We start from the raw sequence: 26130 nt of genomic DNA on the forward strand, positions 1-26130 counted from the left end.
CGAGTCTCTCCATCGGGTGCGCCTCGCGCAAGCGGCGGGAGCGCGTCAGGCGCCCGAGCCGTTGCTGGACGAGCGTCGGCCCCGCTCGTTCACGGGGGTGACGGAGGGAGCTGAGCCCGCCGGCCTGCGGCGAGGGATGCCCTCGTGGACGACCGGCGCGACGCTCGCGCCCGTTTTGGTCGCCGAGCTGCCGTCCGTCGACGCCAGCTGGGGCTGCCCCCCTGCGGTCCCGGGAGACCGCGACGGCGCGCTCTCCTGGGGCAGGCGGATGGTGAACTTCGCGCCCTTGTCGGACGACGCGACCGCGATCGTCCCGGCGTGCTCGTCGACGATCTTCTTCACGATCGCGAGCCCGAGGCCGGTGCCGCCGCGCTTGCCGGAGGTGACGAACGACTGGAAGAGGCGGCCCTGGATCTCCTTGGGGATCCCCTTCCCGGTGTCCGCGACGCAGATCGCGAGGTCGCCCCCGTCGCGGTAGGCGCGGATCGTCACCGTGCCCCCGCCTGGCCGCATCGCCTCGACCGCGTTGCGGACCAGGTTGTGCAGCATCCGCGTCATCTTCGCCTCGTCGAACCGCGCGGTCCCTCGGTCCTCGAGCTCCAGGGAGAGCGAGACGCCGGTCCCGGCGAGCTCGTGCTCCAGCTGCTTCTCGATGTCGCCGAAGAACTTGGTCAAGTAGACCTTGCGCACGAGGATGCTCCGCTCGCCGCGCGCGAACTCCAGCACCTCGCGCTGCATCGCGCTGATGACGTCGAACTGCTTGAGGATCAGCCGCGCGTGGTCCTCCCGCGTCGCCGCGTCGGGAGCGCCGGCCATGAGCTGGACGTAACCGCTGATCACCGTGAGCGGCGTGCGCATGTCGTGCATCACGCCCGAGAGCAGGCGCCCGATCGTGGTGAGCCGCTCGCTCTGCTCCCGCTCGAGGCGCGACCGGAACAGGCGCAGCGCGGTCGACGCGTTCGCCGACACGAGCCGCAGCAGCGCGCGATCGTCCTTCGAGAAGCCGTGGGGGTTCCTGGAGTTGTAGAGGGCCATGGAGCCGATCGGCACCGCGTCCTCGCCCTCGAGCGGCACGGCGATCGCCGTCCTGAGCTCCGCGCCGACGAGCTGGGCGAGCCGCGGCGACACGAGCGAGTCGTCCGGATCCTTGCCCGCGCCCTCGCGCGAGAAGCACACCGCCTCGTTGTTCACCATGGCGCGCCCGACCACCCCTTCGCCGCGGCGCATCGCGATGCGCTTCACCGCCGGCCTCGGGGCGGCCCCGACCACGACGCCCTCCGGCTCCTCTCCGAGGGCGGGCGCGCGGGGTGGCGCGCTGCCCCCGTCGAACGCCGTGAGATCGAAGAAGTAGAGGAACAGCCCGCCCTCGATCTCGTCGACGAGCATCCCCCCCGCCCGCGCCTCGCACGCCCTGCCGGCCTCCGTGATGACCGCGCGCGCGAGGTCCTCCATCGTGGTCGCGCGGCCCATCGCGCTCTCGAGGTCGAAGAGCAGCTTGAGGTCGCTCACGCGGTGCTCGAGCTGCTCCTTGGTCTCCACGAGCTGCGTGTTCTTCTGGATCACCGAGAGGAACAGCCGCGAGTTGTCGATCGAGACGGCCGCCTGCGTCGCCAGCGCGCTCAGGAGCTCCTCGTCGTGGACCGAGAACTCCCCTTCCCCGTGCTTGTTCAGGACCTGGATGACCCCGATGGTCCGGCCGACGTGGTTCTTCATCGGCGCGGCGAGGATCGAGCGGGTGCGGTACCCCGTGACCTCGTCCCAGTCGCGCTGGAACCGGCGATCCCGGTAGGCGTCCTTGACGCGGACGGTGCGCCCCATCTTGGCGACATGGCCCGCGATCCCCGCGCCGACGGGCAGCTCGATCGCGCGCGCCTCCTCGCCGATGACGATGCGCGACAGGAGCCGCTGCCGCTGCTCGTCGAGCAGGTAGAGGGTGGCTCGGTCCGCGTCGAGCAGCTCGGTGATCTTGTTCAGGATCAGCGCGAGGAGCTGGTCGAGATCCAGGGTGCTGCCAAGGGCCAGCCCGACATCCCGGAGCGCCCGCACTGTCTTGTCGGCGTGGGCGAGGCGCGCCTCGAGCTCCTGTACGCGAGCCTGCAGCGCCTTCGTGCGTTGTTCCGCCTTCGCGGTCACCAGAAGACGCTAACACGACTTCGCCCGGAGGAGCGCGCGCGCGGGCCCCTGGGCGGACCGTTCGCGTGACAGAGAGCGCTCCCGACGACCGCCGGGAGCGCCCCTAGGACACGCCGTTACTGGTTCATGCTCTCGAGGAATTCCTGATTGGTCTCGGTGCGGCTCACCTTGTCCAGGAGGAATTCCATCGAGTCGATGACGTTGAGGGGGTGCAGCAGCTGGCGGAGCAGCCACACGCGCTGGAGGATCCACTCCGGCAGCAGCAGCTCTTCCTTGCGGGTCGCGCTCTTGTTGATGTCGAGGCAGGGGAAGATCCGCTTCTCCATCAGCTTGCGATCCAGGTGGATCTCGCTGTTACCCGTGCCCTTGAACTCCTCGAAGATGACCTCGTCCATGCGCGAGCCCGTGTCGACGAGCGCGGTGGCGACGATCGTCAGCGAGCCGCCCTCCTCGACGTTGCGCGCGGCGCCGAAGAACCTCTTCGGCTTGTGCAGCGCGTTCGAGTCGACGCCGCCGGAGAGGATCTTGCCGCTCGGCGGGACGACGGTGTTGTACGCGCGCGCCAGGCGGGTGATCGAGTCCAGCAAGATCACGACGTCGTGCTTGTGCTCGACGAGGCGCTTCGCCTTCTCGATCACCATCTCGGCGACCTGCACGTGCCGCGTCGGGGGCTCGTCGAAGGTCGAGCTGATCACCTCGCCCTTCACGGTGCGCTGCATGTCGGTCACCTCCTCCGGGCGCTCGTCGATGAGCAGCACGATCAGCGTCGTGTCCGGGTGGTTCGCGGAGATCGCGTTGGCGATCTGCTGGAGCAGCACCGTCTTGCCCGCGCGGGGCGGCGAGACGATGAGGCAGCGCTGCCCCTTCCCGATGGGGCAGAGCATGTCGATGATGCGGGTCGAGAAGCTCTTCGTCCCGTTCTCGATGTTGAACTTCTGCTGCGGGTAGAGGGGCGTGAGGTTGTCGAACAGGATCTTGTCGCGGGCGACCTCGGGGGGCTCGCCGTTGATCTTGTCGACCTTGAGCAGCGCGAAGTACGCCTCGCGCTCCTTGGGCGGCCGGATGGAGCCGCTCACGCTGTCGCCGGTGCGGAGGTTGAAGCGCCGGATCTGGGACGGCGAGACGTAGATGTCGTCCGGACCCGGCAGGTAGTTGTAGTCCGGCGCCCGGAGGAAGCCGAAGCCGTCGGGCAGGCATTCGAGCACGCCCTCGCCGTAGACCGGCTGGTCCTGCGCCGCGTGGGCCTGCAGGAGAGCGAAGATGACCTCCTGCTTGCGCAGCCCGGCAGCGCCCTCGATGTTGAGCCCCTTCGCCATCTGGACGAGCTCGGCCATCGGTTTCTGCTTCAGTTCCCTGAGGTGCATGAGTCGGAAAGCTCCAGGATGCGACGGCGGGTGCCCTGTCAAGGGCGTGGAGGCCGTCGGTCGTTGGTTTTTGTTTGGGGGGGTCTAGCGGGTCGGACCCGAGGCGGGGCCGAGCATGTCGTCGATGTCGGCGGGTCGCCAGAGGGAAGAGGGCTCGCCTCGCAACCGGCGCCCCTCACGTTCATGTCGCTCGATCGGCGGGCTGCGCTTGCCGATCGGGCGGCGACTCTATCAAGCGCGTCTGCTCTGTCAATGCGCGGCGGGAGGCACGGACGGCGCGCGCGCATCGTCGGGCGCGGCGCGGACACAGGCCGCCCGCGCCGTCCGTACGAAGAACGGCGCGGGCGAACTGCCCATGGCTCCCAGGTGCTGCCTGAAGTTGCCTCCCCCGGAACGCGCGGCTAAGTCAAGCTGGTTCCATGGGGCTCAAACAGGTTCAGCTGTTCGTCCGCGGTCGCGTCCAGGGCGTCTTCTTTCGTGCCTCCACGCAGCGCGAGGCCAAGCGGCTCGGCCTCACCGGCTGGGTGAAAAACCGCTCCGACGGCAGCGTCGAGGTCCTCGCCGAGGGGGAGGAGGACGAGCTGAAGGAGCTCATCGCCTGGGCGAACCGCGGCCCGAGCGCCGCGCGGGTCGAGCGCGTCGACGTCCGGTGGCGGGGCTTCTCCGGCGATTTCTTCGACTTTCGCATCACGGATTGAGGCGCTTGGCACGCCACACGTCGGATCCGAGGGGCGCAGGCGCGCGATCGGCGCGGCGACGCGCGCGGCTCGTCCTGATCGGCCTGCTCGCAGCAGCGCCGCTCGCGACGCCTCCGGCGCGCGCCGCCGGCGAGCGCGACGCCGGCGCTTCCGCGCCGGCCTCCTCCGCGCTCCCTGAGCTCCCGCGCCTCGCCCCGATCGCCCGCCCGGAGCCTGACATCACCGCGGTCCGCGAGCTCGACCGGATACTCGACCAGATCACGTCGGAGGACGCGCGCTCGCGGGAGAACGCCCGCGCGGCCCTCGATGAGCCGATCCCCGGCATCGTCGATGCGGTGCGGCTGCGCGTTCAGGACATCCGCGGCTCGCTCGATCGGGCCGCGGCGCCTCGCGTGCTCGCGGACGCGCGCAGAGAAGGCCGCAAGGCGATGAAGGGCGAGGACGAGCGCGACGGCAACAAGAAGAAGACTGCAGACGCGAAGGCCGACAAGGGCGCGAAGAAGGGCGCTGTCGACGCAAAAAAGGGCGCCGGCGACGCAAAGAAGGACGCGAAGGCCGACAAGGGCGCAAAGAAGGACGCCGGCGACGCGAAGAAGGACACCAAGGCCGACCAGAGCGCCAAGAAGGGCGCTGACGACGAGAAGGACGAGGGGGACTGGCTGGATTTCATGCTGGCCGTGGCGCGGCCGCGGGACAGCGCGTGGCGCGATGTCGTCAAGCTGCTCGCGATGGAGCGGATGCTCGTCGCTGCAGGCACGACGCCCGCGGTCCGCGAGCTCATCGCGCTGCACGCCTATTTCGGCGAGCTGCTCCGCATCGATCTCCAGCGCCAGGTGGCCAAGCTGCGCGACAAGGCGGTCCCCGCGCTGATCGAGGCGCGCCAGCACGACGCCAAGATCGTCCAGCGGTGGGCCAACAAGCAGCTCGATCTGCTCGGCCGGGCGATCCCCGGCGAGGCGATCGCGTCGAATGACACGCAGATCCTGGCCGACGTCCTCCGCGCCTACGGCCGCGTCCGGGACGTGGACGCCATGCGCGTGATCCTGAGCTTCTGCAACAGCGACCGCGCGCGGCTGCGCGACGCCGCGCGGGAGGCGATCTCCGCGATCGGCGAGCCCGGCATCTGGCAGCTCCGCGACGCCTACCTGGACCTCACCGGCGTGAAGCCGCCGCGCGAGTGGTCGTGGGACCGTGTCGCGCGCGAGCTCTTCGGGACGTACGATCGCGCGCGCCTCGCGGAGGTGTACAAGCTGATGGACGAGGGCGTCGCCGCGGCGAGCGCGGGCAAGCCCGCCGAGGCGACCGACGCGTTCGACAAGGTGCTCGCCCGCGCGCCGCTCTTCGAGCGCCGCAAGGAGATGGTGGACGCCTACGTGGAGCGGGCGCGATCGCTGTCTGCCGACCGGCGCGACGACGCGCTCGCCATGCTGCGCAAGGCGCTGCGCCTCGACGCGCCAGGCGAGCGCGCGAAGAAGATCGAGGCGGAGATCGCCTACCTCGAGGGCGCGCTCCTCATCGAGCGCGGCACGCCGGACAAGTTCGTGCTGGAGCGCGCGATCGAGCTCGACCCTTCCCACGCCGGCGCGAGGGCGGCGCTCACCTCCCTCGGGGACAAGGTCGCGGAGCGGAAGAGCCAGACGAACCGCCACATCGCCGCGGGAGCGGTAGGTCTCGCCGCGGTGCTCTCGATGTTCTTCATCGCCCGGCGACGGAGCGCTCCGTCGCCCGCTCGAGCGCGAGCCGGCACCGTTCCTCCGCCCCCGCCGGCGTCTCCTGCCCCGGCGCCGCCCCCTCCGGAGCCGACCGCATCACCTGCCTCGGCGCCGCCCCGAAGGCAGGACAGCGCCGCTCCTCCGCAGTCCCAGACGTCTCCCGAGCCGGCCCCGGCCTCCGCCTCGAGGGTAGACCCCGACCCGCCGGCACAGCCTACCGAGGAGGCGGAACCGCGGAGCGACGACGCCCCGGAAGCCGGCGCGCGCGACCGCTGAGCCGTCGCGCGCAGCAGGCCCGCACAGGCCCACGCAGCGCTCGGCCCCTGGCGCCGGCCAAGCTCACAACGCAGAAACGCCGGGCGAGCTGAGCGCTCTCCCGGCGTGCTGGCTGCGACTGCGCCGGCGCCACGCGGCGCCGGCTTGGTTCCGGCTCAGCCGGCGGTCGTCGCCGGGGTGGCCGGCTCCGGCGCGGCGACCGGCTCGGCGGCCTGCGCAGGCGCGTCCTCGACCGGCGGCGCGTCGATGAACTCGATGAGGCTCATCTGCGCGCAGTCACCGCGGCGCGGACCGAGCTTGATGATCCGCGTGTACCCGCCCGGCCGCCCCTCGAAGCGCTTCGAGAGATCGATCATCACCTTCGCGATGATGTCGACCTTCTTGCCGTCGGTCGCGACCCCCCAGCGAGGGATGTAGCTGCCCACGAGCCGCTCGGCGTGGAGCCGGCGCGCTCTGTCGCCGGGGCTGAGCTCCCCGTGCGCGGTGTACGCGACCTTGCCGAGGCGCGTCGCCTTGGTGATGAGCCGCTCGGCCACGCGCCGCAGCTCCTTCGCCTTGGCGTCGGTCGTCTCGATCCGCTCGTGGGTGATCAGGTTCGCCGTCAGGTTGCGAAGCATCGCCCTGCGGCTGGAGGTATCCCGACCAAACTGCCTGCCCGCTTTCTTGTGACGCATGACGTTCCCTCAGTACCGACTCACGCCTGCGCCTGCTGCGCCTTCCAGCGCTCGAGGAGCTGCGGCCAGTTGTCGATCTTCATCCCGAGCGAGAGCCCCATGTTCGCGAGGATCTCTTTGATTTCCTTCAGCGACTTGCGACCGAAGTTCTTGGTCTTGAGCATGTCCTGCTCGGTCCGCTGCACGAGCTCGCCGATGAGCGTGATGTTCGCGTTCTGCAAGCAGTTCGCGGAGCGGACGCTCAGCTCGAGCTCCTCGACGGAGCGGAACAGGTTCTCGTTGAGCGGCTCGTCGTCGCTCATCACCGCCTGGTAGCTCGTCTCCTCGCTCTCCTCGAAGTTCACCCAGATGGAGAGCTGCTCCTTGAGGATCTTCGCGGCGAAGGCGACCGCGTCCGCGGGCGAGACGGACCCGTTGGTCCAGACCTCGAGCGTGAGCTTGTCGTAATCGGTCACCTGCCCGACGCGGGCGTTCTGCACGGTGTAGTTCACCTTGCGGATCGGCGAGAACAGCGCGTCGATCGGGATCGTCCCGATCGGCATGGTCGGCGTCTTGTTGCGCTCGGCGGGCACGTAGCCGCGGCCCACGTTGACCGTGAGCTCCATCGAGAGCGGGCCCTTCTTGTCGAGCACGGCGATGAGGTGGTCGGGGTTGAGCACCGACAGGCCCTCGACCAGCTGGATGTCGCGCGCGTACACGGGCCCGGGCCCCTCGCGATCGATCCGCACCGAGTACGTCTTCGGGGTGGCCGCCTTGAAGACGACCTCCTTCACGTTGAGGATGATGTCGCTGACGTCCTCGACCACGTCCGGCACGGTGGTGAACTCGTGCAGCGCGCCCTCGATGCGGATGGCCGTCGCGGCCGCCCCCTGGAGGGAGGAGAGCAGCACGCGGCGCAGCGAGTTGCCGATCGTGATCCCGAAGCCGCGCTCCAGGGGCTCACACGTGAACTTGGCGTAGAACTGGGTCCCGCTCTCCGCGTCGATCGAGATGCCCTTGGGCCGGATCAGATCGCGCCAGTTACGGGCGATCATCGTGAGGTTCGGGTTGTTCATCGTCATGGCGATCTCCTTCCTTCATGAGGTTTGCGCGGAGGTCTCACGCCGCGGCCGCACTCGACCGGTCGGCGCCGCCTCCTGCCCGCATCCTAGGCTCCATGCCCCCGCGCGCGAGCGCGGGACGGCGGCGCCGAGAGGAGCCCGCAGCGAGCGAGCGCACCCTGCAAGGTACGCTCGCGACGCCGCCCTCCTCCGCGCCGCCCTCGCGCGATCAGCGCGAGTAGTACTCGACGACGAGCTGCTCGCGGATCTCCGGCTCGTTGAGATCCTCGCGGATCGGCGCGCCCTTGATCGCGCCGGTGAACGCCGCGCGGTCCACGTCGATCCAGCTCGCGACCGGGCGCTTGTCCGCGCCGCCGATGGAGGCGAGGACGCTCTTGAACTTGCGCGCCCCCTCGGTGAGCTCGACCCGGTCACCCGCCCGAACGACGTAGCTCGGGATGTCCAGCCGCTTGCCGTTCACGTGCACGTGCCCGTGCCGGACGAGCTGGCGCGCCTCGGCGCGGGACGAGCCGAAGCCCATCCGGTGCACCACGTTGTCGAGCCGCCGCTCCAGCAGCCCGAGCATCTCCTCGCCCGTCCGGCCCTTGCGCCGGTTGGCCTCCTGGAAATACCCGCTGAACTGCCGCTCGAGCACGCCGTAGATGCGACGCACCTTTTGCTTCTCGCGCAGGCGCACGGCGTACTCGCTCAGCTTGATGCGCCCCTGGCCGTGCTGGCCGGGGGGATACGGGCGCCGCGTGTACGCGCACTTCTCGGAGTAGCACCGCTCGCCCTTGAGGTAGAGCTTCATCCCCTCGCGGCGGCAGAGCTTGCAGACCGGACCAATGTAGCGAGCCATCGTGAATTACCTCAAACCCTGCGCCGCTTGGGCGGCCGGCAACCGTTGTGGGGGATCGGCGTGACGTCGCGGATCAGCGTCACCTTGAAGCCAGCGGTCTGGAGCGCACGGAGCGCGCTCTCGCGCCCGGCCCCCGGCCCCTTCACGAACACGGCGACCGAGCGCATCCCGTGCTCCTGCGCCCGGCGCGCCGCCTCTTCCGCCGCGAGCTGCGCGGCGAACGGCGTCGACTTGCGCGATCCCTTGAAGCCGCGAGCGCCAGCGGACGACCACGCAATCGCGTTGCCGTTGATGTCCGTGATCGTCACGACCGTGTTGTTGAAGGTCGACTGAATGTGCGCGATGCCCGCGGAGACATTCTTCTTGACCTTCTTCTTCTGCTTGGCCTTCGTTGTAGCGGCAGCCGTCTTCGCTTGCGCCATGGCGTCCTAATCCCCGCTCGTCACTTGGTCGCGGCAGGACGCCGCTGCAACATGCCCTTGCGCGGTCCCTTCCGGGTGCGCGCGTTCGTATGCGTCCTCTGCCCGTTCGCCGGGAGCCCGCGCCGGTGGCGGAGCCCTCGGTAGCAGCCGAGGTCCATGAGCCGCTTGATGTTGAGCTGCACCTCGCGCCGCAGGTCGCCCTCGACCTTGTACTCGGCGTCCAGGAGGTCGCGGATCGCCTTCACCTCAGCATCGCTGAGCTCCTCGACCCGCTTGTTCTGCGGAATGTTGGTCTTCTCGCAGATTTGCAAGGCGAGAGTCCGCCCGATGCCGAACAGGTACGGCAGGGCGTAGGCGACATGCTTCCGACGCGGGAGATCGACACCAGCGATACGAGCCATGGTTACTCCAAACCGAAACGGGGGCGGGCTTCCGCCGAAAGAGCTAGTTCCCCTGGCGCTGCTTGTGGCGGGGGTTCTCGCAGATGATCCGAACGACACCACGCCGCCGGACCACCTTGCACTTGTCGCAGATCTTCTTGACGCTCGGGCGCACCTTCACGGGGAGCCTCCAGATTCCTCAAAAAACTACGTTACTTGTGCCGGTACGTGATCCGGCCTCGGCTCGGGTCATACGGCGAGACCTCGACGGTCACGCGGTCGCCCGGCAGGATCTTGATGTAGTACTGCCGCATCCGGCCGCTGATGGTCGCGAGGACGCCGAGGCCGTTGTCCGCCTTCACGCGAAACATGGCGTTCGGCAGGGCCTCTTGAACCACGCCGTCGAACTCGAGCTTGTCGCCCTTCGGTTCCTTCGGCGGTCTGGTCTGATTCTTACGCCTCATTCTCCACCCGAGCCCGGCCGGCCAATGGCCGACAGCACCCTGTGCGTCACGTCTTCAGGCTTCCCGACTCCATCGACGCGATGCAGCAGCTTCTTCTGCTCGTAGAACGGAAGAAGGGCGGCCGTCATCGCCTCGTAGGCGTCGAGACGCTTTGCAACAGCCTCGGGCCGATCATCGGCCCGATGCTCTAGCTCCGCACCGGGGGGCGGCGGATTATAGACGAGATGATATATCTGTCCACTGCGTTTGTCAGTTCGGCGATGGATCAGCCGTTCCTCGAGCAGGGGACGCGCCACGTCCAGCTGGATCACCGCATCAATCCGCTTGCCGCCCTGGTTGGCGCTGGCCAGCAGCTCGTCGAGCGCGTCTGCCTGGGGCACAGTCCTCGGAAATCCGTCCAGCAGGAAGCCAGCGCTGCAGTCGGGCTCGGCCGTCCTGCGCGCGATGAGGCCGATGACGGCCTCATCCGGCAGGAGTCCGCCAGAGTCCATGATGTCCAGATAGCGCTTCTCCAAGGTCCCCGACCGCTTTGCCTCGCGCAGCATGTCGCCGGTCGAGATTTGCGGGATGCCGAAGCGCGCGCACAGCAGCTTCGCCTGCGTACCCTTCCCAGCTCCAGGAGGCCCCACCAGAACCAAGATCATTTGCCCTCCATCACGCTTCCGGGAGCCTGCGGCCCCGGATGCGGGTGGCACCGGGGCCCGTCAGCCCCTCGTAGCTCCGCGTGATCAGGTGCGCCTCCAGCTGGTTCACGGTGTCGAGCGCGACGCCGACGACGATCATGAGCGACGTGCCTCCGAAGCCGAAGGGGACACGCAGCAGGTTGCCGACGATCGAGGGCACCACGCACACCGCGGCGACATAGAGCGCGCCGCCCACGGTGATCCGCTGGATCACGCGGTGAATGTAGTCCGCCGTCTGCTTGCCTGGCCTGATCCCGGGGATATTTGCCTGTTGCTTCTTCAGGTTCTCCGCGACGTCCACCGGCTGGAACGTGACGTTCGTGTAGAAGAAGCAGAAGAAGATGATGAGCAGCGCGTAGCCGGTGTTGAAGACCCAGTCCCCCCGGTTGATGATCGCCTGAATCTGCTCGGCCCCGGGGACGTTCATGTTCGCGAGCGTCTGCGGGAACATCAGCAGCGACGACGCGAAGATGGGGGGGATGGTCCCGGCCGTGTTCACCTTCAGCGGCAGGTGCGCCGTCTGCCCGCCGTAGACGCGGCGACCGACCTGGCGCCGCGAGTACACGATCGGGATCTGACGCCTGCCGTTCTCGAAGAACGCGATGACGGCGATGACGAACACGATGAACGCGACGATCGCGGCCATCGTCAGGGGCTGGAGATCGCCGGCGTTCTGGGCGAAGTAGTTGCCGATCTCCTGCGGGACGCGCGTGACGATGCTCGCGAAGATCAGGAGCGAGACGCCGTTCGAGACGCCGCGCTCCGTGATCTGCTCGCCGATCCACATCAGGAACGCGGTCCCGGTCGTCAGCGTGATGACCGTCATCAGCTGAAAGCCGATGCCGGGGTGGTTCACGATCCCGGCCCCGGTCTCGCTGCTCGACAGGCCCTCGAGCATCTTCGCGATCGAGAAGGCCTGGAACAGCGAGAGCGCGACCGTGCCGTACCGCGTGTACTGATCGATCCGCCGGCGACCCTGCTCGCCCTCTTTCCGCAGCTCGTCGATGGGCTTGTAGACCATGCCCATGAGCTGCATGATGATCGAGGCCGAGATGTACGGCATGATCCCGAGCGCGAAGATCGACAGGTTCTCCAGCGCGCCGCCCGAGAACATGTTGAAGAAGCTCAGGAGCCCGCCGGACTGCTTCGCGACGTACTGGCGCATCGCGTTCCGGTCGACGCCGGGCGTCGTCACGAAGACGCCGACCCGGTAGACCGCGAGCATCACCAGGGTGAAGATCACGCGTCGCCGGAGCTCGGGGATCTTGTGGAAGTTGGTGATTCCCGCGAGGCTGGCCATAGGCGATCCTGGACTCCGGCTTGGTGGGTGCGCGTGCGCGCTGACTACGAGGACGAGGAGTCCGTCGAGTTGCCCTGGGGTGCAGGCGCCGCGAGCACGACCGCCTTGCCCCCCGCCTTCTCGATCTTCTCGACCGCTCCCTTGGAGAAGCGGTGCGCCGTCACCGTGAGCTTCTTCGTGAGCTCACCGTCGCCGAGGATCTTCAGCACGTCGAACCGCCCCTGCACGAGGCGGCGCTCGTGGAGCGCGATCAGATCGACCTGGGCGCCATCGTCGAACGCCTCGAGGTCGCCGACGTTGACGTTGACGACGATGTCCGCGAGCGGGTTGCGGAAGCCACGCTTCGGGAGGCGACGCTGGATCGGCGTCTGCCCGCCCTGAAAGTGCTTCTTGTTGATGTTGCCGCCGGCTCGCGCCTTCTGCCCTTTTTGTCCGCGGCCAGACGTCTTGCCGACGCCCGACCCCACGCCACGGCCAACGCGGAGCCTCTTGGTTACGGCGCCCTCAGGGGCTTGGAGCTTAGAAAGAATGTCCATGTTTCACACTTCCGTACGCGGCGACTCCGCTGGAATGACGATCTCGCTTCTCAGGCCTTCGAGGAGGTCGCTCCGTCGGCGACCTCCTCGACCTCGACGAGGTGGAGGACCTTCTTCACCATGCCACGGAACGAGGGCGTGTTCGCGACGACCACCACGGACCCCGGCCCACGCAGGCCGAGCCCCTTGATGATCTTGCGGGTGTGCTCGACCTGGCCGATGTTGCTGGCCTTCTGACGTACCCGGAGCTTCACTGCGAGCCTCCTTCACCGCCGCCGCTCGGTGCACCACCGCCGCTGCCCGGCTTCCCGGGGGGCGGCGCCACGCTCGCGCGCCGTCGACCCGCGGTGTTCGTGCTGCCGCGGCGCTGGTAGTCGAGCGAGTCGAGCTGCATCGACCGCTTCCCGGCGACGCTCTCCGGGCTCTTCAGCCCACGGAGCGCGGCGACGGTCGCGTGCACGACGTTGTGCGGGTTGCTCGTGCCGAGCGACTTCGACAGCACGTCGTGGATCCCCGCCGACTCGACGACGGCGCGCACCGCGCCGCCGGCGATGACGCCCGTCCCAGGGCTGGCCGGCTTCAGCAGGACCTTGCCCGCCCCGACGTGGCCGAACGAGTCGTGCGGGATGGTCACGCCGTCCAGGGGAATGCGGAACAGGTTCTTGCGAGCCTGATCGTTCCCCTTGCGGATGGCCTCCGGCACCTCGTTGGCCTTGCCCAGGCCGATGCCCACGTGCCCCGCTTCGTCGCCCACCACGACCAGCGCCGAGAAGCTGAAGCGCCGGCCGCCCTTGACGACCTTGGCGACGCGGTTGATGTGGATGACTCGCTCTTTCAGCTTCTCTTCGTCGACATGATCGAACGCCATAACCGTCCTCTATCACGTTCTCCGCCGCGGCAGTTGACCGCGCCCGCCGCCCTCACCATCAGGGCAGCGGCTGTGGGAGTCAGAAATCGAGACCTGCCTCGCGCGCCGCCTGGGCGAGGGCGCTGACGCGCCCATGATACAGATAGCCGTTGCGGTCGAAGACGACCTTGTCGATCTGCCTCTCCTTGCAGATCCTCGCGATCAGAGCCCCGACCTTCTTCGCCGCCTCGACCTTGTTGTCCTCGTCGAGGGAGCCCTTGAGGTCCTTCGACAGCGTCGAAGCGTGGGCGAGGGTCTTGCCGCTCACGTCGTCGATGACCTGCGCGTAAATGTGCTTCGAGCTGCGGAAGACGCTGAGGCGCGGGCGCTCCGGCGTCCCCTCGACCTTCTTGCGGATGCGGAGCTTCCGGCGCTCCCGACCGACGATTTTCATGCCCATGACCGTCTCGTCCCTCGGTGCAGCGGCGAACACGCCGCCGCTCGCCTTTACTTCTTGCCGCCCTTGCCGGCCTTGCCAGCCTTCTCCCGCACGCGCTCGCCGCGGTAACGGACGCCCTTGCCGCCGTACGGCTCCGGCGGCCTGAAGCCACGGATCGTCGCGGCCGTCTGCCCGATGAGCTCCTTGTCCGCGCCCGTCAGGATCAGGACGGTGCCCTTCGAGTCCGCCGGGATCGTCGCCGTGAGCCCCGTGGGCACCGGGAAGGTCACCGGGTGGGAGAAGCCGAGGGCGAAGTTCAGCGTCGTGCCCTTGAGCTCGACGCGATAGCCGGTCCCCTTGAGCTCGAGCGTCCGCTCGTAGCCCTCGGCGACGCCCTTCACCATCGCGGCCACGAGCGCCCGCGTGAGGCCCTGGAGGCGCGACGCGTCGCGCCCCGGCGCCACCGAGCTCACGTGCAGCTTGCTGCCCTCGAGCTTGATGTCCACCTTGTCGGTGATCGCGCGCGAGAGCTGGCCCTTCGGGCCCTTGACGTCGATCTTCCGGCCGTTGACGGTCGCGGTGACCCCCTTCGGCAGGTCGATCGGGCGCTTGCCAACGCGCGACGTCTTCGGAGCGAGCCGGCTTTCACCGTTCGCGGGCTGGGCTGCGTTCGCCTGAGCTTCCATCACCACACCTCGCAGATCAGCTCGCCACCCATCTTGAGACGGCGCGCATCCCTGTCGCTCATGAGCCCGCGGGACGTGCTCAGGATCGAGATCCCGAGCCCGCTGAACACGCGCGGGATCCTGTCGTGACGCACGTACACGCGGCGCCCGGGGCGGGAGACGCGGCGCACGCCGTCGATCGCGCTCTGTCGATCGCGCCCGTACTTGAGCACGATCGTGAGCTTCTTGGGACCCTCGCCCTCGGTCTCGCGCACGTCGGCGATGAAGCCCTCGGACTTGAGGATCTCCGCGACCGCGGCCTTGATGCGGCTCGCGGGGACCTCGGTCCTGTCGTGCCGCGCGAGCGCCGCGTTGCGAATGCGGGTCAGCATGTCGGCGATGGGATCGGTCATCATAGAATCACCAGCTGGCCTTGATCACACCAGGGAGCTCACCACGGAGCGCGAACAACCGAAGGCAGACGCGGCAGAGCTCGAAGTCGCGGTAGTAAGCGCGCGCGCGCCCGCACACCTTGCAACGGTTCTTGTGCCGCGTAGAAAACTTCGGCGGACGGTTCAGCTTCGCAAACTCTTTTGCACGGGCCATCGAAAATCCCTCAATGCCGGAACGGGATGCCAAGCTCGGTCAGGAGCGCGCGTCCTTCTTCGTCCGTCTTCGCCGTCGTCACGAACGAGATGTTGAGCCCCTTCACGACGTCGATCTTGTCGTAGTCGATCTCAGGGAAGATGATCTGCTCGCGCAGGCCCATCGTGAAGTTGCCCTTGCCGTCGAACCCCTTCGGGCTCACGCCCTTGAAGTCGCGAACGCGCGGGAGAGAGAACGCGATCAGGCGATCGACGAACTCCCACATCCGCTCGGCACGCAGGGTCACCATCACGCCGATGGGCAGGTTCTCGCGCAGCTTGAAGGTCGCGATCGACTTCCGGGCCCGGGTCACCACCGGCTTCTGGCCGGAGATCGCCCGCATGTCCTCGACGGCGGAGTCGATGATCTTCGGGTTCTGCACCGCGGCGCCGAGCCCCATGTTGATGACCACCTTCTGCAGGCGGGGCACCATCATCGGGTTCTTGTAGCCGAACTTCTTCGCGAGCGCGGCCGTCACGCTCTTCCTGTAGTGCGTGCGGAGCCGCGGCGCGTAGTTCGGGTCGCGCGGGCGCTCCTCGACCGGCCCGGAGGCCTCGGCCTCGGCGCCCTTGGCCTTCGCGCCCTTGGCTTCCTTGCTCTTGGCGGGCGCCTGCGGCTTGGCCTGCTGCGGCTTGGGCTTGTCCTTGCCCTTGCCGGCGTCCTTGGCCGCCTTGTCCTTGTCCTTCTTGTCCGCCATGGCTAGCCCACACCGATCGCGCTGCCGCTCTTGCCGACGCGCGTCTTCTTGCCGTCCTCACCGACGCGCACCTTCACGCGCGTCGGCTTGCCCGTCGCCGGATCGACCGGCATGACATTCGAGGCGTGAATCGGCGCCTCCTTGGTGATCTTCCCGCCCTCCTGGTTGCGCGGCGTGGGCCGCTGGTGGCGGGTCACCGTGTTCAGGCCTTCCACGACCACGCGATCCTCGTCAGCGAGGATCTTGGTGATCCGGCCCTGCTTCCCCTCCTCCTTGCCGCTGATGACCTGCACGAGGTCACCGACCCTGAGGCGCTTCATCAGAGGACCTCCGGAGCGAGAGAGATGATCTTCATGAACTTCTTCGCGCGGAGCTCACGAGCGACCGGCCCGAAGATACGGGTACCGATCGGCTCCTTCTCCTTGTTGATGAGGACCGCGCTGTTCCCGTCGAACTTGATGTAGCTGCCGTCCGAGCGCTGGTACTCCCGGGCGGTGCGGACGACGACGGCGCGCGCCGTCTCGCCCTTCTTCACCTTGGTGCCCGGCAACGCCTCCTTGATCGAGACGACGATGACGTCGCCGAGGGCGGCGTACTTGCGGCGCGAGCCGCCGAGCACCTTGATGCACTTCACGATTCGGGCGCCGGAGTTGTCCGCGACCTCGAGATGCGTCGACACCTGGATCATGGCGCTACTCCTCCACCGGGCGGGCAACGAGCTTGGTCACGAGCCACCGCTTGTCGCGGGAGATCGGCCTGTGCTCCGTGATCTCGACGCGATCGCCCACCTTGTACTGGTTCGTCTCGTCGTGCGCCTTGTAGCGCTCCCGCTGACGGACGTACTTCTTGTACACAGGGTCGAGCGCGTTCCGGATGACCTCGACGGTGACCGTCTTGTTCATCTTGTTGCTGGTCACCTTGCCGACCAGCTTGCGCCGGAAGCCGTGCGCCTTCGCCTCGGTCTCGGCCTGCGCAGGCGCCGCGGCTGCCAGCTCGGGCGCCGCAGCGGCCGGCTGCTGGGTCTCTGCCTTCTTCTTCGCCATGGCTACGCCTTCTCCTCGGCACGCGCGCGCTGCGTGAGGATCGTCTTCACCCGCGCGAGGTCCCGCTTCGCCTTGCGGATCGTCGCCGTGTCGTTCAGCCGGTTCGTGAAATTCTTGAACCGCGCCTCGAACAGGCCCGCCGCCAGAGACTTCTCGAGCTCGCGCAGGTGCTCGGTGGTGCGTTCACGCAAATCCTTCGCCTTCATCGCCTACCTCACGTCAGCCCGCGGGCGAGGAACTTGCACTGCATCGGGAGCTTGTGCGACGCGAGGCGGAACGCCTCCTTCGCAGTCTCCTCGCTCACGCCGCTGATCTCGTACATCACGCGGCCCGGCTGCACGAGCGCGCACCACTCCTCGGGCGCGCCCTTGCCCCCACCCATGCGGACCTCGAGCGGCTTCTTCGTCACCGGGCGGTCCGGGAAGATGCGGATCCAGAGCTTGCCCGCGCGCTTCACGTGCCGCTGGATCGCCATACGAGCCGCCTCGATCTGCCGCGAGGTCACGCGGGCAGGCTCGACGCACTGGAGCGCAAAGTCGCCGAAGGAGACGTCGCTGCCCGTCATGGCGAGGCCGCGGTTGTTCCCCTTCTGCATCTTGCGGAACTTGGTTCGCTTCGGAGACAGCATTCTGCAATCCCTCTACTGGATCCGGCGCGCCTTACGCTGCAGGACCTCGCCCTTGAACATCCAGACCTTCACGCCGATGATGCCGACCTTCGTCTTCGCCTCGGCCAGGCCGAACTCGATGTCGGCGCGGAGCGTGTGCAGCGGCACCCGGCCCTCGCGGTAGGTCTCGACGCGGCTCATCTCGCTGCCACCGAGCCTGCCGGCGCAGCGCACGCGGATGCCCTTCGCGCCGAACTTCATCGCGGTGGACACCGCCTTCTTCATCGCCCGGCGGAACGCGATCCGGCGCTCGAGCTGCGTCGCGATGTTCTCGGCGACGAGCTGCGCGTTGGTCTCGGCCTTCCGGACCTCCTGCACGTCGATGAACACCTCGTTGTCGGTGAACGACGACACGCCGGGGAAGAGCGTCTCACCCTTGGAGGCGGTGCCGACGTTCCCGCTCTTCAGCGTCTCGATGCCCTTGCCGCCCTTGCCGATCACCATGCCGGGGCGGGCGGTGAAGACGATCACCTTCGCGCGGTTGGCGGCGCGCTCGATCTCCACGCCGGCGATGTTGGCGTTGTAGAGGTACTGCTTGATCGCGCGCTTGATGCGGATGTCCTGGTGGAGCCACTTCTGATACGCAGCGCCGTCCTCGTACCACTTGCTGCTCCACGTCTTGATGACACCGACGCGGAAGCCATACGGATGGGTCTTCTGTCCCATATCGGCAGGTCCTCTACTTACTTTCTCTCGTCGACTTCGATGACGATGTGCGACACGCCCTTGGTGATCCGGGTCGCACGGCCCATCGCGCGCGGCCGCCAGCGGCGGTTGAACTTGTTCGGCCCCTTGTCGACGGTGGCCTTGCTGATGAAGAGCGCGTCGATGTCGGCGCCCGCCTGCTGGGCGTTCGCGACCGCGCTCTCGATGATCTTCCGCAGGACGGGGGCTCCGCTCTTCTGCGTGAACGAGAGCAGCTGGATCGCCTCGTCCGCGTCGCGACCTCGAACGAGATCGGCGATCATGCGAGCCTTGCGCGGGGCGATCCGCGAAAACATCGCACTGGCTTTGCTTACCATTCGAGACACCTCGCGACACCGGCGGGCGGAGTTACTCCGTACCGGGTTTCGGTTCGCTGCGAACCGGTTGCACCGTCGTACGCTTCCGGTCCCAGCCCGACGTCCATCGACGTGGGCCCCCTTCGCGTCACCGGGGGGGTTCCCGCGGCGGCCGAAGGGGCGGAGCTGGGATCGAAGCGCCGTTACGGCTCTTCTACTGGGAGACCGGGAGGACACCCGATCGCCCGGGAAAACGGAGCGCGGTGATTACCAGCGGGAGGGGCGGTACGCAAGCGCGATCCTTCCGCTCCCTTTCAGTTTGTTTCGCGCGTCCCCGCGGGCTGTGCAGCTTTTCAGATCCTCCTGAACGGACGTGGGGAGGGTCCGGGCACGCCGGGCCTGGTGCCCGGGCAGGCGGACGGACGAGCGCGAGGCCGAAATCTGTTCTTGACACTGACGAAATGCACCTGAAACAAGCTGTCGACGTCGGCCTGAGCCGTCGGCGGCGGAGGTGCACCCCCGGAGCGTCGGCGTCGGACGGCTGGACCAGGCCGAAGAGCAGGATTGCGTGGGGAATAGGGGAGCCCCAGGTTCAGTCGAACGCACCAGACCGTGGAACTCTTCCCTGACATTGTAGGAGGCAACGTGACCATGCTTGCTCGCCATCGCCATTCTTTCCTCGCGCTTACCTTCCTCTTGCCCGCCATCTACACCGGCTGCGTCGTGACCACGGAGGGCACCGACAACGAGGTGGACCAGACGGTCGGACCCGGCGTCACCCACGGGTCCACGACCAGCGGCGGCCAGGGCGGCGACGGCGGCGACGGCGGCCAGGGCGGCGACGGCGGCGACGGCGGCGACGGCGGCGACGGCGGCCAGGGTGGCGACGGCGGCCAGGGCGGCTCCGGCGGCAGCGACGCGTGTATCGAGGCGTCGGACGGCGACCTCACGGTCGCGGCCTGTGACGAGCTCAACATCTCGCCTGCGCAGGGGGCGACGAGCCAGTGCGGCGCGAACCGCGACGAGGACCCGATCGGCTACGGGCTCTGCAAGCACGGCTTCGCCGTCTTCTCCCCGGGTCACGCCGCGGACCTCTGGGACTGCCTGAGCGACATCGGCGTGGAGCGGGCGTGCGATGTGGATCCCGTTCAAGCGTGCATGAACCGCACGTACGCCAACGCGTGCCCGCACCAGGCCGACGAGATCTGCGACACCATCTCCGGCTTCTGCGACGCCGGCACGTTCGACCCCGCCAAGTGCGCGGCTCAGATGAACCCCCTCAACGGAGATGCAACGGACGATCTCGTCGCGTGCATGAACGACAACCCGAATGTCTCCTGCCAGGAGGCTTACGACGCATGCTACGAGGAGATCATGGCCTTCGACTGACCCGGCCGCCGCCACGGGTGCACGGCCTGCGCGCCCACCGTGCGCGCTCTGCTCTCGCCGTTCTTTTCCCCTGGCATTCGACGCACACCAGATGACCTCTGGGCCCCTCACCAGCTCACACCCACCTTAGCGCCCCGGGGCGCGCACCCTCTCATGTAGGCCCGTTCGGGGAGCCCCCGAGCGCGGTATTCGGTTGCAAAAAAGATCGCGGGAAGGGATCCTCGGCTCCTCCGTGGCCAAGGACTCCTCCCGCCCGCGCCTGGCAGCCCCCGTTCCGCGATCGCCGGGGGCGCGTCCATTCGGCGGTGGAGCGCTGCTCGGCGTGCTCGTCGCGTCGGCCGGCTGTGCTCCGGGGTCGACGACAGCGGAGCAGATCACGCCGCGCCTGATGGTGCGCGCCTCGCTCGAGGGGACCGCCGCAGTCCCGACGGAAAGGCGCATCAAGGCCAAGGAGAGCGCGCTCGCTGCCGTCAAGGACAGCGCAACGCTCGCGTCGGGGATGGAGACCGAGATCGGCGCCATCCCGACGTCCTCCTCGACGGCCAGCGCGCGCTGCCCCGCGGAGATGTCCCTCGTCGACGATCGCGTGTGCGTCGACCGCTGGGAGGGCGCTCTGGTCGAGGTGACGCCCAGCGGTGAGCGCCCCTGGTCGCCCTACGATCCGATCGACGGGAACGAGCGCCGCGTCCGCGCCGTGTCCTGGCAGGGGGTCATCCCCCAAGGCTACATCAGCGGGCGGCAGGCCAAGCTGGCGTGCGCGGCGTCGGGCAAGCGCCTGTGCACCTCGGAGGAGTGGGTGACCGCCTGCCGAGGGCCGGACGACACGGCGTTTCCCTACGGCGCGCTCCGCCAGCAGGGCGTGTGCAACGATGACGAGCGACGGGTTCACCCCGTCGCCGAGATCGCGGCGCTGCTCGACATCAAGCCCGAGGAGCGCTGGACGACGGCGATGAACAACCCGCTCATCAACCAGCTGTCCCAGGCGCTGCTCCCGACGGGCGAGCGCGCGGGATGCACCAACGCCTACGGCGTGTTCGACATGGTAGGCAACCTCCACGAGTGGGTCGATGATCCGAGCGGCACCTTCCGTGGCGGCTATTTCATGGACACGGCGCGCAACGGCGAGGGCTGCAAATATGCCACGACCGCCCACTCGTTCGGCTACCACGACTACTCGACGGGCTTCCGGTGCTGCATGGATCCGGAGCAGGCCGACTAGTGCTGGCCGCGCGGCGTGCGGCCGGCGGTGGCGCAGACGCTAATCGAACGCGGAGCTCGGGGCGATTCAGCGGGGAGACAGGGCGATCGCCGCGCGCGCATCTCTCCGTGACGCGACGGACGCTCCGGCACGACGGCTCGGGCGCGGCGCGGGCGAGCGTGCGAGTCGTGGAGAAGCCAGGGCCGCCGCGCAGCAAGCCACGGCGACACCAACGAAGAGATTGCCGATGCTCGACTCCATAGTGAGCGCGCCCACGCGGCGCCGCGCCGCTGCGACCGCCCTTGCCGCCCTGACGGCCCTCCTGGCGCTCGGTTGCGGGAAGAAGGAAAAGGCAGCGCCCATCACCGTCCCGCCGCCCCCGGGCGCGGCGTCCTCGGATGAGCTCACCACCGCCATTGGCCAGGCGCGTGGCATCGATTCGGCGCTCGCGCCGTCGTCGACCCGATGGCGACGGGCGTTCGTGCTCGATGAGAGGCGAGCCGTGGTGACAGGAGAGGTCGAGAACGAGGCGATCGCGCTCGTGACCGAGAACGCAGGCCGGACCTGGCGATCTCTGCGGCGCGTCCGCGAGGGGTGGTCGACCTGGTCGGTCGGCGGAGACGGCGCCACGGTGCTCACCACCGGTCCGCGCGGCCCGGCTCTCCCGACGGAGACACGCGGGAATCGAGGGACGCCGTCCGCGCTGGACCCGCCGAGCCTCTTCTTCGCTCCGTTCGAGGCGACCGACCTGTCGGCGCCTTCACCGGTCACGCTACCCGCGCTGAGCCGCGGAGCGCGGCCGCTGGTGAACGCCGTGCCCGCGGTGCTCTCCGCCGAGAGCGCCGCGCTGCTCGTGGAGCCCAAGCCTCGGCACGCGACCCTCGTCTATGCGGGGCCGGCGGGCGCCGAGCCGGCGCCTGCCGTCCCGCTCCCCACGCAGGAACAGGCGCTGCCCGTGCCTTATGGCCGCCCACCGATGCTCCTGTCGGTGCGCGGGCGCAACCTCCTCGTGCGGCCCGTCCCCGCGCCGGGGAAGCCGCTCGACGCACCGAAGAGCGTCGAGGGACTCGCGATGACCCCAGCGGCCATCGCCGCGCTCTCCGCGACACCAGCATGCGATTTCGCCGGCTGGTCGATCCAGCTCGTTCCTCAGCCGCCCGACAAGACCGCCGTGGTCGCCGTCTCCGCTGCCCAGACAGCCGTGCTGAAGCTCCCGGCGAAAGCCCCGCCTGGAGCGTCGGTCGGCTGCGCAGCCGACCGGATCATGGTCGAAGTCATGACGCCCACAACCGGAGAGCGAACGCTCGCGACCTGCACCCTCCAAGGCACCTGCGTCATCGCCGAGAAGCCGCCCTTCCGACCCTGGCTGGAGCCGCATGAACGGTCTGTCGCCCTGGCGCCCACACGCGAAGGCGTCACCGCAGTGCTGACCTCCCGCGCGGCAGCGCGATGGGGGCTCTATATCGCGCTATCGCCGGAAGTGGGTAAGATCTACGACGTCCCCAGGGTAATCGGAGAAGCCACGGGCGAGCGCGGCCGTATCGAGCTCGGGACCCTCCTCTCGTTCGGAAACCGACTCTTGATGCTCCTCCAAGCGGACGTCACCGGGACATCGCGCCGCGGCTGGTACGTCGCGGCCTCCGATGATGGCGGGCTCACCTGGAGCCCGCCCTGAGCTCCGTCTCGAACGGGACAGTCATTCCAAACGCGGCGCGTCAGCACAGCTTGCATTCCATCTGATGCTGACGTGCACGGTGGTCCCCAGACCTACTTCGGAGGAGCGGCAGCCGGAGCGACGCGCTTGCGGCCCTTGGCGCTCGGCTTCTTCACGACAGGCGCAGGCCCAGCCGCGGTCTTGCGCGCGTTCGCGCTCGCCTGCTCGGCGGTCTTCGCGTCGCCTGCATAACGGGCGAAGCGACGGTCGCCACCCTGGAAAATCCGCTTCTCCAGCTTCAGCTCCTTCAGCGCGGCGGCGGCGCGGGTCTGCGGGATACCCGCCTGCTTCGCCACCTCGCTCGCGCTGACGCCTGAGCTCGCTTTGACGACGCGCTCGACGGCATCCAGCGTCTCCTGACGCTCCGCCGAGGCGGCCGGCGACTTGCGCGGGCGACCAGGCCGACGCTTCGGCGCGGCGCCGCGCTTGGCCGCGACGGAAGACGTTTTGGACTGGACCGCTCCAGCAGCGCGGGCGCGCGCGCGGCTGCGGCGCGGCGCCGCAGGAGGAACCAACGGCGCTTCCCCTGTCACGGCGCCCAGCTGATTCTTGACGAGCGCGAGGATCGCCTCGTCCGGCATTTTCCGCACGAGGTTTACAATCTGCTGTGAAAAGGCGTCCGTTGCCATGTGCTCTCCCTCGTCGCCGAATCCAGCTCGGCGGTTGGATACGACTATGCCGTTGCCACTTGCCTGGTCAAGCGAATTGAGGATAGAGGGCCGTCTTTTCTTTCAATAGGCGCTGCGGGCGGGCTCAATCGGAGAGCTCATTGGACGGGACGGCCCCGAACGGCTGGGCTGCTTTGCTCGACAGGCGCCGAGCGATGAAACCCCGCCAGCGTCGATTGATGGCCGAGACCCCTCCCCCGCGCAGGACGGCCTCGAGGCGGCGCCAATCCTCTCTCGATCCCCTTGACGATGCACCGCGGCATTGCCTGTCTCGGGTGCTCGGGTCCGGTCAGGTAAGCACCGTCCGAGAACCGAGCAACCCCGCGCCCCGGGGGCGCGCCCGTCACGGGCGGCAATGCGGGCACGCGCACATCCGCGAGGCGCAGCGGCCCGGCGCGAGCCTCCCCACCCCCAATCATTGAAGCGCCTCACGCAGGGTGCGACCGCCTGGCGACCCCACACAGGCGACCGGCGCGTGGCTACATTGCACGCCCCGGGCGCACGACTGACCTATGCGGAGGCGTGATAGGATGCCCCGCTCGGCGGGTGGGGCGCAGCACGGACGCTTCGCTATGAGCGCCGGCGGGGCGGGAGTCCGGGTCGAGCTCTCGACACGACATCCGCTCATCACGCCGGGGATTGCGCGGACCCACGCTGACCGCCCGATCGCGCGCCAACCCGCCGAGCTCTTCGAAATGACGACTCTGCGCCGGTCCCGCCGCCGGAGGCGCTCGGGCCGCGCAGCGCCGCTCTCAACATCACGCGCGGCCGCCGCCCGCGGCTCCCGCGGGGTAGGCGCCTGAAGGCCGTCGTGTCCGGCGGACCGGTGTGCACGCGCGGCTCAGGCTCATCCCGCAAGACACCTCGTTACATGGCGGAGCGCGGAGGCGCGCTCATCGTCGTCTCCGGCCTCTCCGATCGAGCCTTTCCGAGAGAGCTCAGCCTTCGGCCCCCGCGCTCGCGAGTCCGCGCGTCCGCGCGTCCACCGTGGGGGCACGTCCTCTACGACATTGGCGCCTGCTCCAATGGGAGGAGGACGAGGCGGGGAGCCGGCCGGCGCCGCCTCGACTTCTTCAAACGCCTTCCTGTCCATATCTACGACGCCCAGGGTCCACCCCGCCCCCGCTAGAGCTCCTCCCGACCGGCGGCCGAGATTGACCAGCCGCCGACAATCGGTTGACACGCGCTTCGGCCGCGGAGAAGGATGCGCGCATGTCACTGGTGCGCGTGCTCGAGCCAGAGGTCATGGATACCGACGAGGACGCGCGGGCCTACGACAGCATGGACCACGCCGCCGTGAACACGGCGTTCTGCGACGCGCTCCTCTCCCACAACCCCGGTCTCGCATACGCCCTCGACGTCGGCACAGGGACGTGCCTGTTGCCCATCGAGCTTTGCAGGCGCGCCCCCGCCGCGCGGATCAAGGCGATCGATCTCTCCGCGGCGATGCTCGATCTCGGGCGCCGCCATGTCGAGCAGGCCGGGCTCACCGAGGCCATCGCGCTCGCGCTCGTGGATGCCAAGGCGCTGCCCGAACCGGATGAGACATTTTCAGCCGTGCTCTCGAACAGCATCGTCCACCACGTCCCGGAGCCAGCGCAGGTGCTGCGCGAGATGCTCCGCGTCCTCCAGCCCGGCGGGCTCCTGTTCGTGCGGGACCTGGTCCGTCCGGAAGACGAGGCGTCGGTCGCCGCCCTCGTCGACACGTACGCAGCGAACGACACCGCGTACCAGCGAGCCCTCTTCGACGCGTCGCTGCGCGCGGCGCTCTCGCTCGACGAGGTGCGCGAGGTGCTGCGCTCGCTCCGGATTCCCCCCGAATGCGCGCAGGTGACGAGCGACCGGCACTGGACCCTCGCGTTCCGCAGGGCCTCCTGATCCGAAGGCGCCGCGCGCTGGTCCGGGGCATGTCAAATCGACGCGACGGCCAGCCCGGCTCGTAATAAAAGCGTCCACGTGAACGCCACCGGAACACGAGCTCGCCGGGCGCGCGGCGTTGCCCGCGCGCTCTTCCTGTCCTTCGCCGTCGTCCTCGCGGCATGCGAGGAGGGCCCGCCTCGCCCGAGCGAGCCGGAGCGGCCCGCGCCCCCGCCGCCTCAGCCGAGCGCGGGGCTCGCGCCGCCCGCGGCCAGCTCGGCCGCAGCAGAGCCCCCGGGCGCAGGCGCGCCGGGAGACGCGGGCGAGCCGAAGGGCACGCCCGCATGGCAAGGGACATGGGAGGGGCGCTACGACGCCAAGAAGGGCAGCGTCGTGATGCCCCCGAAGGTCAAGGACGCCGCGCGCCAGAAGGACGACGGGAAGCAGGTCACAGGCCCCGGGACGGTGACGCTGACCATCGAGCCGAGCGGTGAGCTGAAGGGCACCGCGAAGGGGGCGCTCGGCGACGCGACGCTCGTGGGAAAGGCCGAGGACGGCATGGTCCGCGCGTCGGTCTTCCCCGACGATCCGCGGGCGCCGAACGCGATGACCGGCGTCCTGGTCGGCGAGCTGAAGGAGAACGTCATCCACGGCAGGATCCGGGTGACCGGGCCCGATGCCCTCCTCGTGCGCGAGTCCCCCATCGAGCTGAAGAAGAAATGATCAGCGCAGCCGGGCGAGACGTCGACGCCGGCGTCT

The 26130-nt window shown here is 68.8% G+C and carries 33 protein-coding genes and 1 pseudogene; 7 read left to right on the forward strand and 27 right to left on the reverse strand.

Annotation, left to right across the window (positions count from 1 at the left end; translation table 11 throughout):
* Positions 1 to 45 precede the first annotated feature (45 nt).
* Both WMF44_RS42525 and rho read right to left on the reverse strand, forming a co-directional pair.
* Entirely contained in the window at positions 46 to 2133 is a 2088-nt protein-coding gene (locus WMF44_RS42525; RefSeq protein ID WP_437295770.1) for a GAF domain-containing protein, read from the reverse strand.
* Between the two features lie 116 nt (positions 2134 to 2249).
* Positions 2250 to 3497, reverse strand: coding sequence for a transcription termination factor Rho (rho, locus tag WMF44_RS42530; RefSeq protein ID WP_012240541.1), 1248 nt, complete (start codon positions 3495 to 3497; stop codon positions 2250 to 2252).
* Positions 3498 to 3916: 419 nt separating this feature from the next.
* On the opposite strand from rho, the gene yccX reads away from it, so the two are divergent.
* Both yccX and WMF44_RS42540 read left to right on the forward strand, forming a co-directional pair.
* Positions 3917 to 4195 (forward strand): acylphosphatase, encoded by a 279-nt coding sequence (gene yccX / locus WMF44_RS42535; RefSeq protein WP_012240542.1) that lies wholly within the window; start codon positions 3917 to 3919, stop codon positions 4193 to 4195.
* Between the two features lie 5 nt (positions 4196 to 4200).
* Positions 4201 to 6183 (forward strand): hypothetical protein, encoded by a 1983-nt coding sequence (locus WMF44_RS42540; RefSeq protein ID WP_437295771.1) that lies wholly within the window; start codon positions 4201 to 4203, stop codon positions 6181 to 6183.
* Between the two features lie 155 nt (positions 6184 to 6338).
* Here the strand turns inward: WMF44_RS42540 and rplQ are convergent, their stop codons facing one another.
* The 24 genes and pseudogenes from rplQ to rplV all read right to left on the reverse strand — a co-directional run bounded on the left by rplQ (position 6339) and on the right by rplV (position 18566).
* Entirely contained in the window at positions 6339 to 6857 is a 519-nt protein-coding gene (gene rplQ, locus WMF44_RS42545) for a 50S ribosomal protein L17 (RefSeq protein ID WP_437295772.1), read from the reverse strand.
* Between the two features lie 20 nt (positions 6858 to 6877).
* Positions 6878 to 7918, reverse strand: coding sequence for a DNA-directed RNA polymerase subunit alpha (locus tag WMF44_RS42550; protein WP_012240545.1), 1041 nt, complete (start codon positions 7916 to 7918; stop codon positions 6878 to 6880).
* Positions 7919 to 8126: 208 nt separating this feature from the next.
* Complete coding sequence (gene rpsD, locus WMF44_RS42555; protein ID WP_012240546.1) at positions 8127 to 8756, reverse strand: 30S ribosomal protein S4; 630 nt, start codon at positions 8754 to 8756, stop codon at positions 8127 to 8129.
* Positions 8757 to 8767: 11 nt separating this feature from the next.
* Positions 8768 to 9178 carry a 30S ribosomal protein S11 gene (rpsK, locus tag WMF44_RS42560; protein ID WP_272102128.1) on the reverse strand — a complete coding sequence of 137 codons (411 nt, stop codon included), beginning with the start codon at positions 9176 to 9178 and terminating at the stop codon, positions 8768 to 8770.
* Between the two features lie 20 nt (positions 9179 to 9198).
* Positions 9199 to 9579 carry a 30S ribosomal protein S13 gene (gene rpsM, locus WMF44_RS42565; RefSeq protein WP_012240548.1) on the reverse strand — a complete coding sequence of 127 codons (381 nt, stop codon included), beginning with the start codon at positions 9577 to 9579 and terminating at the stop codon, positions 9199 to 9201.
* Positions 9580 to 9622: 43 nt separating this feature from the next.
* Entirely contained in the window at positions 9623 to 9739 is a 117-nt protein-coding gene (gene rpmJ, locus WMF44_RS42570) for a 50S ribosomal protein L36 (protein WP_012240549.1), read from the reverse strand.
* Between the two features lie 31 nt (positions 9740 to 9770).
* Positions 9771 to 10022, reverse strand: a complete 252-nt coding sequence (infA, locus tag WMF44_RS42575; protein ID WP_012240550.1) for a translation initiation factor IF-1 — start codon at positions 10020 to 10022, stop codon at positions 9771 to 9773.
* On the reverse strand, positions 10019 to 10666 hold the full coding sequence (locus WMF44_RS42580; protein ID WP_437295773.1) for an adenylate kinase: 648 nt from the start codon (positions 10664 to 10666) through the stop codon (positions 10019 to 10021). The genes infA and WMF44_RS42580 overlap by 4 nt, the downstream gene beginning before the upstream one ends.
* A gap of 10 nt (positions 10667 to 10676) precedes the next feature.
* A complete protein-coding gene (secY, locus tag WMF44_RS42585) occupies positions 10677 to 12005 on the reverse strand; it encodes a preprotein translocase subunit SecY (protein WP_437295774.1) in 1329 nt (442 codons plus the stop codon).
* Positions 12006 to 12049: 44 nt separating this feature from the next.
* The gene (gene rplO / locus WMF44_RS42590; RefSeq protein WP_012240553.1) at positions 12050 to 12541 is read right to left on the reverse strand and encodes a 50S ribosomal protein L15; all 492 of its coding nucleotides are present in this window, start codon (positions 12539 to 12541) and stop codon (positions 12050 to 12052) included.
* 50 nt (positions 12542 to 12591) lie between these two features.
* Entirely contained in the window at positions 12592 to 12795 is a 204-nt protein-coding gene (gene rpmD / locus WMF44_RS42595; RefSeq protein WP_437295775.1) for a 50S ribosomal protein L30, read from the reverse strand.
* Positions 12796 to 12929: 134 nt separating this feature from the next.
* Positions 12930 to 13409, reverse strand: a pseudogene (gene rpsE / locus WMF44_RS42600) (30S ribosomal protein S5); the annotation flags it as partial.
* A 79-nt stretch (positions 13410 to 13488) separates the two neighbouring features.
* Positions 13489 to 13848, reverse strand: coding sequence for a 50S ribosomal protein L18 (gene rplR / locus WMF44_RS42605; protein ID WP_012240556.1), 360 nt, complete (start codon positions 13846 to 13848; stop codon positions 13489 to 13491).
* A gap of 47 nt (positions 13849 to 13895) precedes the next feature.
* A complete protein-coding gene (gene rplF, locus WMF44_RS42610; protein WP_437295776.1) occupies positions 13896 to 14513 on the reverse strand; it encodes a 50S ribosomal protein L6 in 618 nt (205 codons plus the stop codon).
* The gene (rpsH, locus tag WMF44_RS42615) at positions 14513 to 14908 is read right to left on the reverse strand and encodes a 30S ribosomal protein S8 (protein WP_012240558.1); all 396 of its coding nucleotides are present in this window, start codon (positions 14906 to 14908) and stop codon (positions 14513 to 14515) included. The genes rplF and rpsH overlap by 1 nt, the downstream gene beginning before the upstream one ends.
* A gap of 4 nt (positions 14909 to 14912) precedes the next feature.
* Entirely contained in the window at positions 14913 to 15098 is a 186-nt protein-coding gene (locus tag WMF44_RS42620; RefSeq protein WP_012240559.1) for a type Z 30S ribosomal protein S14, read from the reverse strand.
* A 10-nt stretch (positions 15099 to 15108) separates the two neighbouring features.
* Positions 15109 to 15834: a 50S ribosomal protein L5 gene (gene rplE / locus WMF44_RS42625; protein ID WP_437295777.1), complete on the reverse strand. Its 726-nt coding sequence runs from the start codon at positions 15832 to 15834 to the stop codon at positions 15109 to 15111.
* Positions 15835 to 15836: 2 nt separating this feature from the next.
* Complete coding sequence (rplX, locus tag WMF44_RS42630) at positions 15837 to 16154, reverse strand: 50S ribosomal protein L24 (protein ID WP_272102121.1); 318 nt, start codon at positions 16152 to 16154, stop codon at positions 15837 to 15839.
* A complete protein-coding gene (gene rplN, locus WMF44_RS42635) occupies positions 16154 to 16522 on the reverse strand; it encodes a 50S ribosomal protein L14 (protein ID WP_012240562.1) in 369 nt (122 codons plus the stop codon). The genes rplX and rplN overlap by 1 nt, the downstream gene beginning before the upstream one ends.
* 4 nt (positions 16523 to 16526) lie before the next feature.
* On the reverse strand, positions 16527 to 16826 hold the full coding sequence (rpsQ, locus tag WMF44_RS42640) for a 30S ribosomal protein S17 (protein ID WP_044970145.1): 300 nt from the start codon (positions 16824 to 16826) through the stop codon (positions 16527 to 16529).
* 53 nt (positions 16827 to 16879) lie between these two features.
* On the reverse strand, positions 16880 to 17083 hold the full coding sequence (rpmC, locus tag WMF44_RS42645) for a 50S ribosomal protein L29 (protein ID WP_012240564.1): 204 nt from the start codon (positions 17081 to 17083) through the stop codon (positions 16880 to 16882).
* A gap of 8 nt (positions 17084 to 17091) precedes the next feature.
* Positions 17092 to 17505 carry a 50S ribosomal protein L16 gene (gene rplP, locus WMF44_RS42650; RefSeq protein WP_012240565.1) on the reverse strand — a complete coding sequence of 138 codons (414 nt, stop codon included), beginning with the start codon at positions 17503 to 17505 and terminating at the stop codon, positions 17092 to 17094.
* Positions 17506 to 17517: 12 nt separating this feature from the next.
* Complete coding sequence (gene rpsC, locus WMF44_RS42655; protein ID WP_020740980.1) at positions 17518 to 18210, reverse strand: 30S ribosomal protein S3; 693 nt, start codon at positions 18208 to 18210, stop codon at positions 17518 to 17520.
* Positions 18211 to 18227: 17 nt separating this feature from the next.
* A complete protein-coding gene (gene rplV, locus WMF44_RS42660; protein ID WP_012240567.1) occupies positions 18228 to 18566 on the reverse strand; it encodes a 50S ribosomal protein L22 in 339 nt (112 codons plus the stop codon).
* Positions 18567 to 19196: 630 nt separating this feature from the next.
* On the opposite strand from rplV, the gene WMF44_RS42665 reads away from it, so the two are divergent.
* From WMF44_RS42665 to WMF44_RS42675, 3 genes are all read left to right on the forward strand, one after another.
* Positions 19197 to 19934, forward strand: a complete 738-nt coding sequence (locus tag WMF44_RS42665; RefSeq protein WP_437301675.1) for a hypothetical protein — start codon at positions 19197 to 19199, stop codon at positions 19932 to 19934.
* A 322-nt stretch (positions 19935 to 20256) separates the two neighbouring features.
* The gene (locus WMF44_RS42670) at positions 20257 to 21153 is read left to right on the forward strand and encodes an SUMF1/EgtB/PvdO family nonheme iron enzyme (protein ID WP_437295778.1); all 897 of its coding nucleotides are present in this window, start codon (positions 20257 to 20259) and stop codon (positions 21151 to 21153) included.
* 226 nt (positions 21154 to 21379) lie between these two features.
* Positions 21380 to 22807, forward strand: a complete 1428-nt coding sequence (locus WMF44_RS42675; RefSeq protein ID WP_437295779.1) for a hypothetical protein — start codon at positions 21380 to 21382, stop codon at positions 22805 to 22807.
* Positions 22808 to 22899: 92 nt separating this feature from the next.
* Here WMF44_RS42675 and WMF44_RS42680 read toward each other — a convergent pair whose 3' ends face one another.
* Entirely contained in the window at positions 22900 to 23475 is a 576-nt protein-coding gene (locus tag WMF44_RS42680) for a hypothetical protein (RefSeq protein ID WP_012240571.1), read from the reverse strand.
* A gap of 1251 nt (positions 23476 to 24726) precedes the next feature.
* Between WMF44_RS42680 and WMF44_RS42685 the strand changes: the two genes are divergently transcribed.
* Both WMF44_RS42685 and WMF44_RS42690 read left to right on the forward strand, forming a co-directional pair.
* A complete protein-coding gene (locus WMF44_RS42685) occupies positions 24727 to 25392 on the forward strand; it encodes a class I SAM-dependent methyltransferase (RefSeq protein WP_437295780.1) in 666 nt (221 codons plus the stop codon).
* 78 nt (positions 25393 to 25470) lie between these two features.
* The gene (locus WMF44_RS42690) at positions 25471 to 26094 is read left to right on the forward strand and encodes a hypothetical protein (protein ID WP_437295781.1); all 624 of its coding nucleotides are present in this window, start codon (positions 25471 to 25473) and stop codon (positions 26092 to 26094) included.
* The last annotated feature ends 36 nt before the right edge of the window (positions 26095 to 26130 follow it).

This window comes from Sorangium sp. So ce426 (assembly GCF_051475585.1).
GTDB lineage: Bacteria > Myxococcota_A > Polyangia > Polyangiales > Polyangiaceae > Sorangium > Sorangium cellulosum_B.

Coding starts and splice junctions, on each gene's coding strand:
- yccX (WP_012240542.1), top strand. CDS start 3,917: ATGGGGCTCAAACAGGTTCAGCTGTTCGTCCGCGGTCGCGTCCAGGGC.
- rplF (WP_437295776.1), bottom strand. CDS start 14,513: ATGGAAGCTCAGGCGAACGCAGCCCAGCCCGCGAACGGTGAAAGCCGG.
- rpsC (WP_020740980.1), bottom strand. CDS start 18,210: ATGGGACAGAAGACCCATCCGTATGGCTTCCGCGTCGGTGTCATCAAG.
- rho (WP_012240541.1), bottom strand. CDS start 3,497: ATGCACCTCAGGGAACTGAAGCAGAAACCGATGGCCGAGCTCGTCCAG.
- WMF44_RS42680 (WP_012240571.1), bottom strand. CDS start 23,475: ATGGCAACGGACGCCTTTTCACAGCAGATTGTAAACCTCGTGCGGAAA.
- WMF44_RS42665 (WP_437301675.1), top strand. CDS start 19,197: ATGCTTGCTCGCCATCGCCATTCTTTCCTCGCGCTTACCTTCCTCTTG.
- rplV (WP_012240567.1), bottom strand. CDS start 18,566: ATGGTAAGCAAAGCCAGTGCGATGTTTTCGCGGATCGCCCCGCGCAAG.
- rpmC (WP_012240564.1), bottom strand. CDS start 17,083: ATGAAGGCGAAGGATTTGCGTGAACGCACCACCGAGCACCTGCGCGAG.
- rplR (WP_012240556.1), bottom strand. CDS start 13,848: ATGGGCATGAAAATCGTCGGTCGGGAGCGCCGGAAGCTCCGCATCCGC.
- WMF44_RS42550 (WP_012240545.1), bottom strand. CDS start 7,918: ATGACGATGAACAACCCGAACCTCACGATGATCGCCCGTAACTGGCGC.
- rplN (WP_012240562.1), bottom strand. CDS start 16,522: ATGATCCAGGTGTCGACGCATCTCGAGGTCGCGGACAACTCCGGCGCC.
- rpsK (WP_272102128.1), bottom strand. CDS start 9,178: ATGGCGCAAGCGAAGACGGCTGCCGCTACAACGAAGGCCAAGCAGAAG.
- rplO (WP_012240553.1), bottom strand. CDS start 12,541: ATGGACATTCTTTCTAAGCTCCAAGCCCCTGAGGGCGCCGTAACCAAG.
- rplE (WP_437295777.1), bottom strand. CDS start 15,834: ATGGCGGACAAGAAGGACAAGGACAAGGCGGCCAAGGACGCCGGCAAG.
- infA (WP_012240550.1), bottom strand. CDS start 10,022: ATGAGGCGTAAGAATCAGACCAGACCGCCGAAGGAACCGAAGGGCGAC.
- rpsM (WP_012240548.1), bottom strand. CDS start 9,579: ATGGCTCGTATCGCTGGTGTCGATCTCCCGCGTCGGAAGCATGTCGCC.
- WMF44_RS42685 (WP_437295780.1), top strand. CDS start 24,727: ATGTCACTGGTGCGCGTGCTCGAGCCAGAGGTCATGGATACCGACGAG.
- secY (WP_437295774.1), bottom strand. CDS start 12,005: ATGGCCAGCCTCGCGGGAATCACCAACTTCCACAAGATCCCCGAGCTC.
- rplQ (WP_437295772.1), bottom strand. CDS start 6,857: ATGCGTCACAAGAAAGCGGGCAGGCAGTTTGGTCGGGATACCTCCAGC.
- rpsD (WP_012240546.1), bottom strand. CDS start 8,756: ATGGCTCGCTACATTGGTCCGGTCTGCAAGCTCTGCCGCCGCGAGGGG.
- WMF44_RS42620 (WP_012240559.1), bottom strand. CDS start 15,098: ATGGCCCGTGCAAAAGAGTTTGCGAAGCTGAACCGTCCGCCGAAGTTT.
- rplP (WP_012240565.1), bottom strand. CDS start 17,505: ATGCTGTCTCCGAAGCGAACCAAGTTCCGCAAGATGCAGAAGGGGAAC.
- rplX (WP_272102121.1), bottom strand. CDS start 16,154: ATGAAGCGCCTCAGGGTCGGTGACCTCGTGCAGGTCATCAGCGGCAAG.
- WMF44_RS42675 (WP_437295779.1), top strand. CDS start 21,380: ATGCTCGACTCCATAGTGAGCGCGCCCACGCGGCGCCGCGCCGCTGCG.
- rpsH (WP_012240558.1), bottom strand. CDS start 14,908: ATGATGACCGATCCCATCGCCGACATGCTGACCCGCATTCGCAACGCG.
- WMF44_RS42580 (WP_437295773.1), bottom strand. CDS start 10,666: ATGATCTTGGTTCTGGTGGGGCCTCCTGGAGCTGGGAAGGGTACGCAG.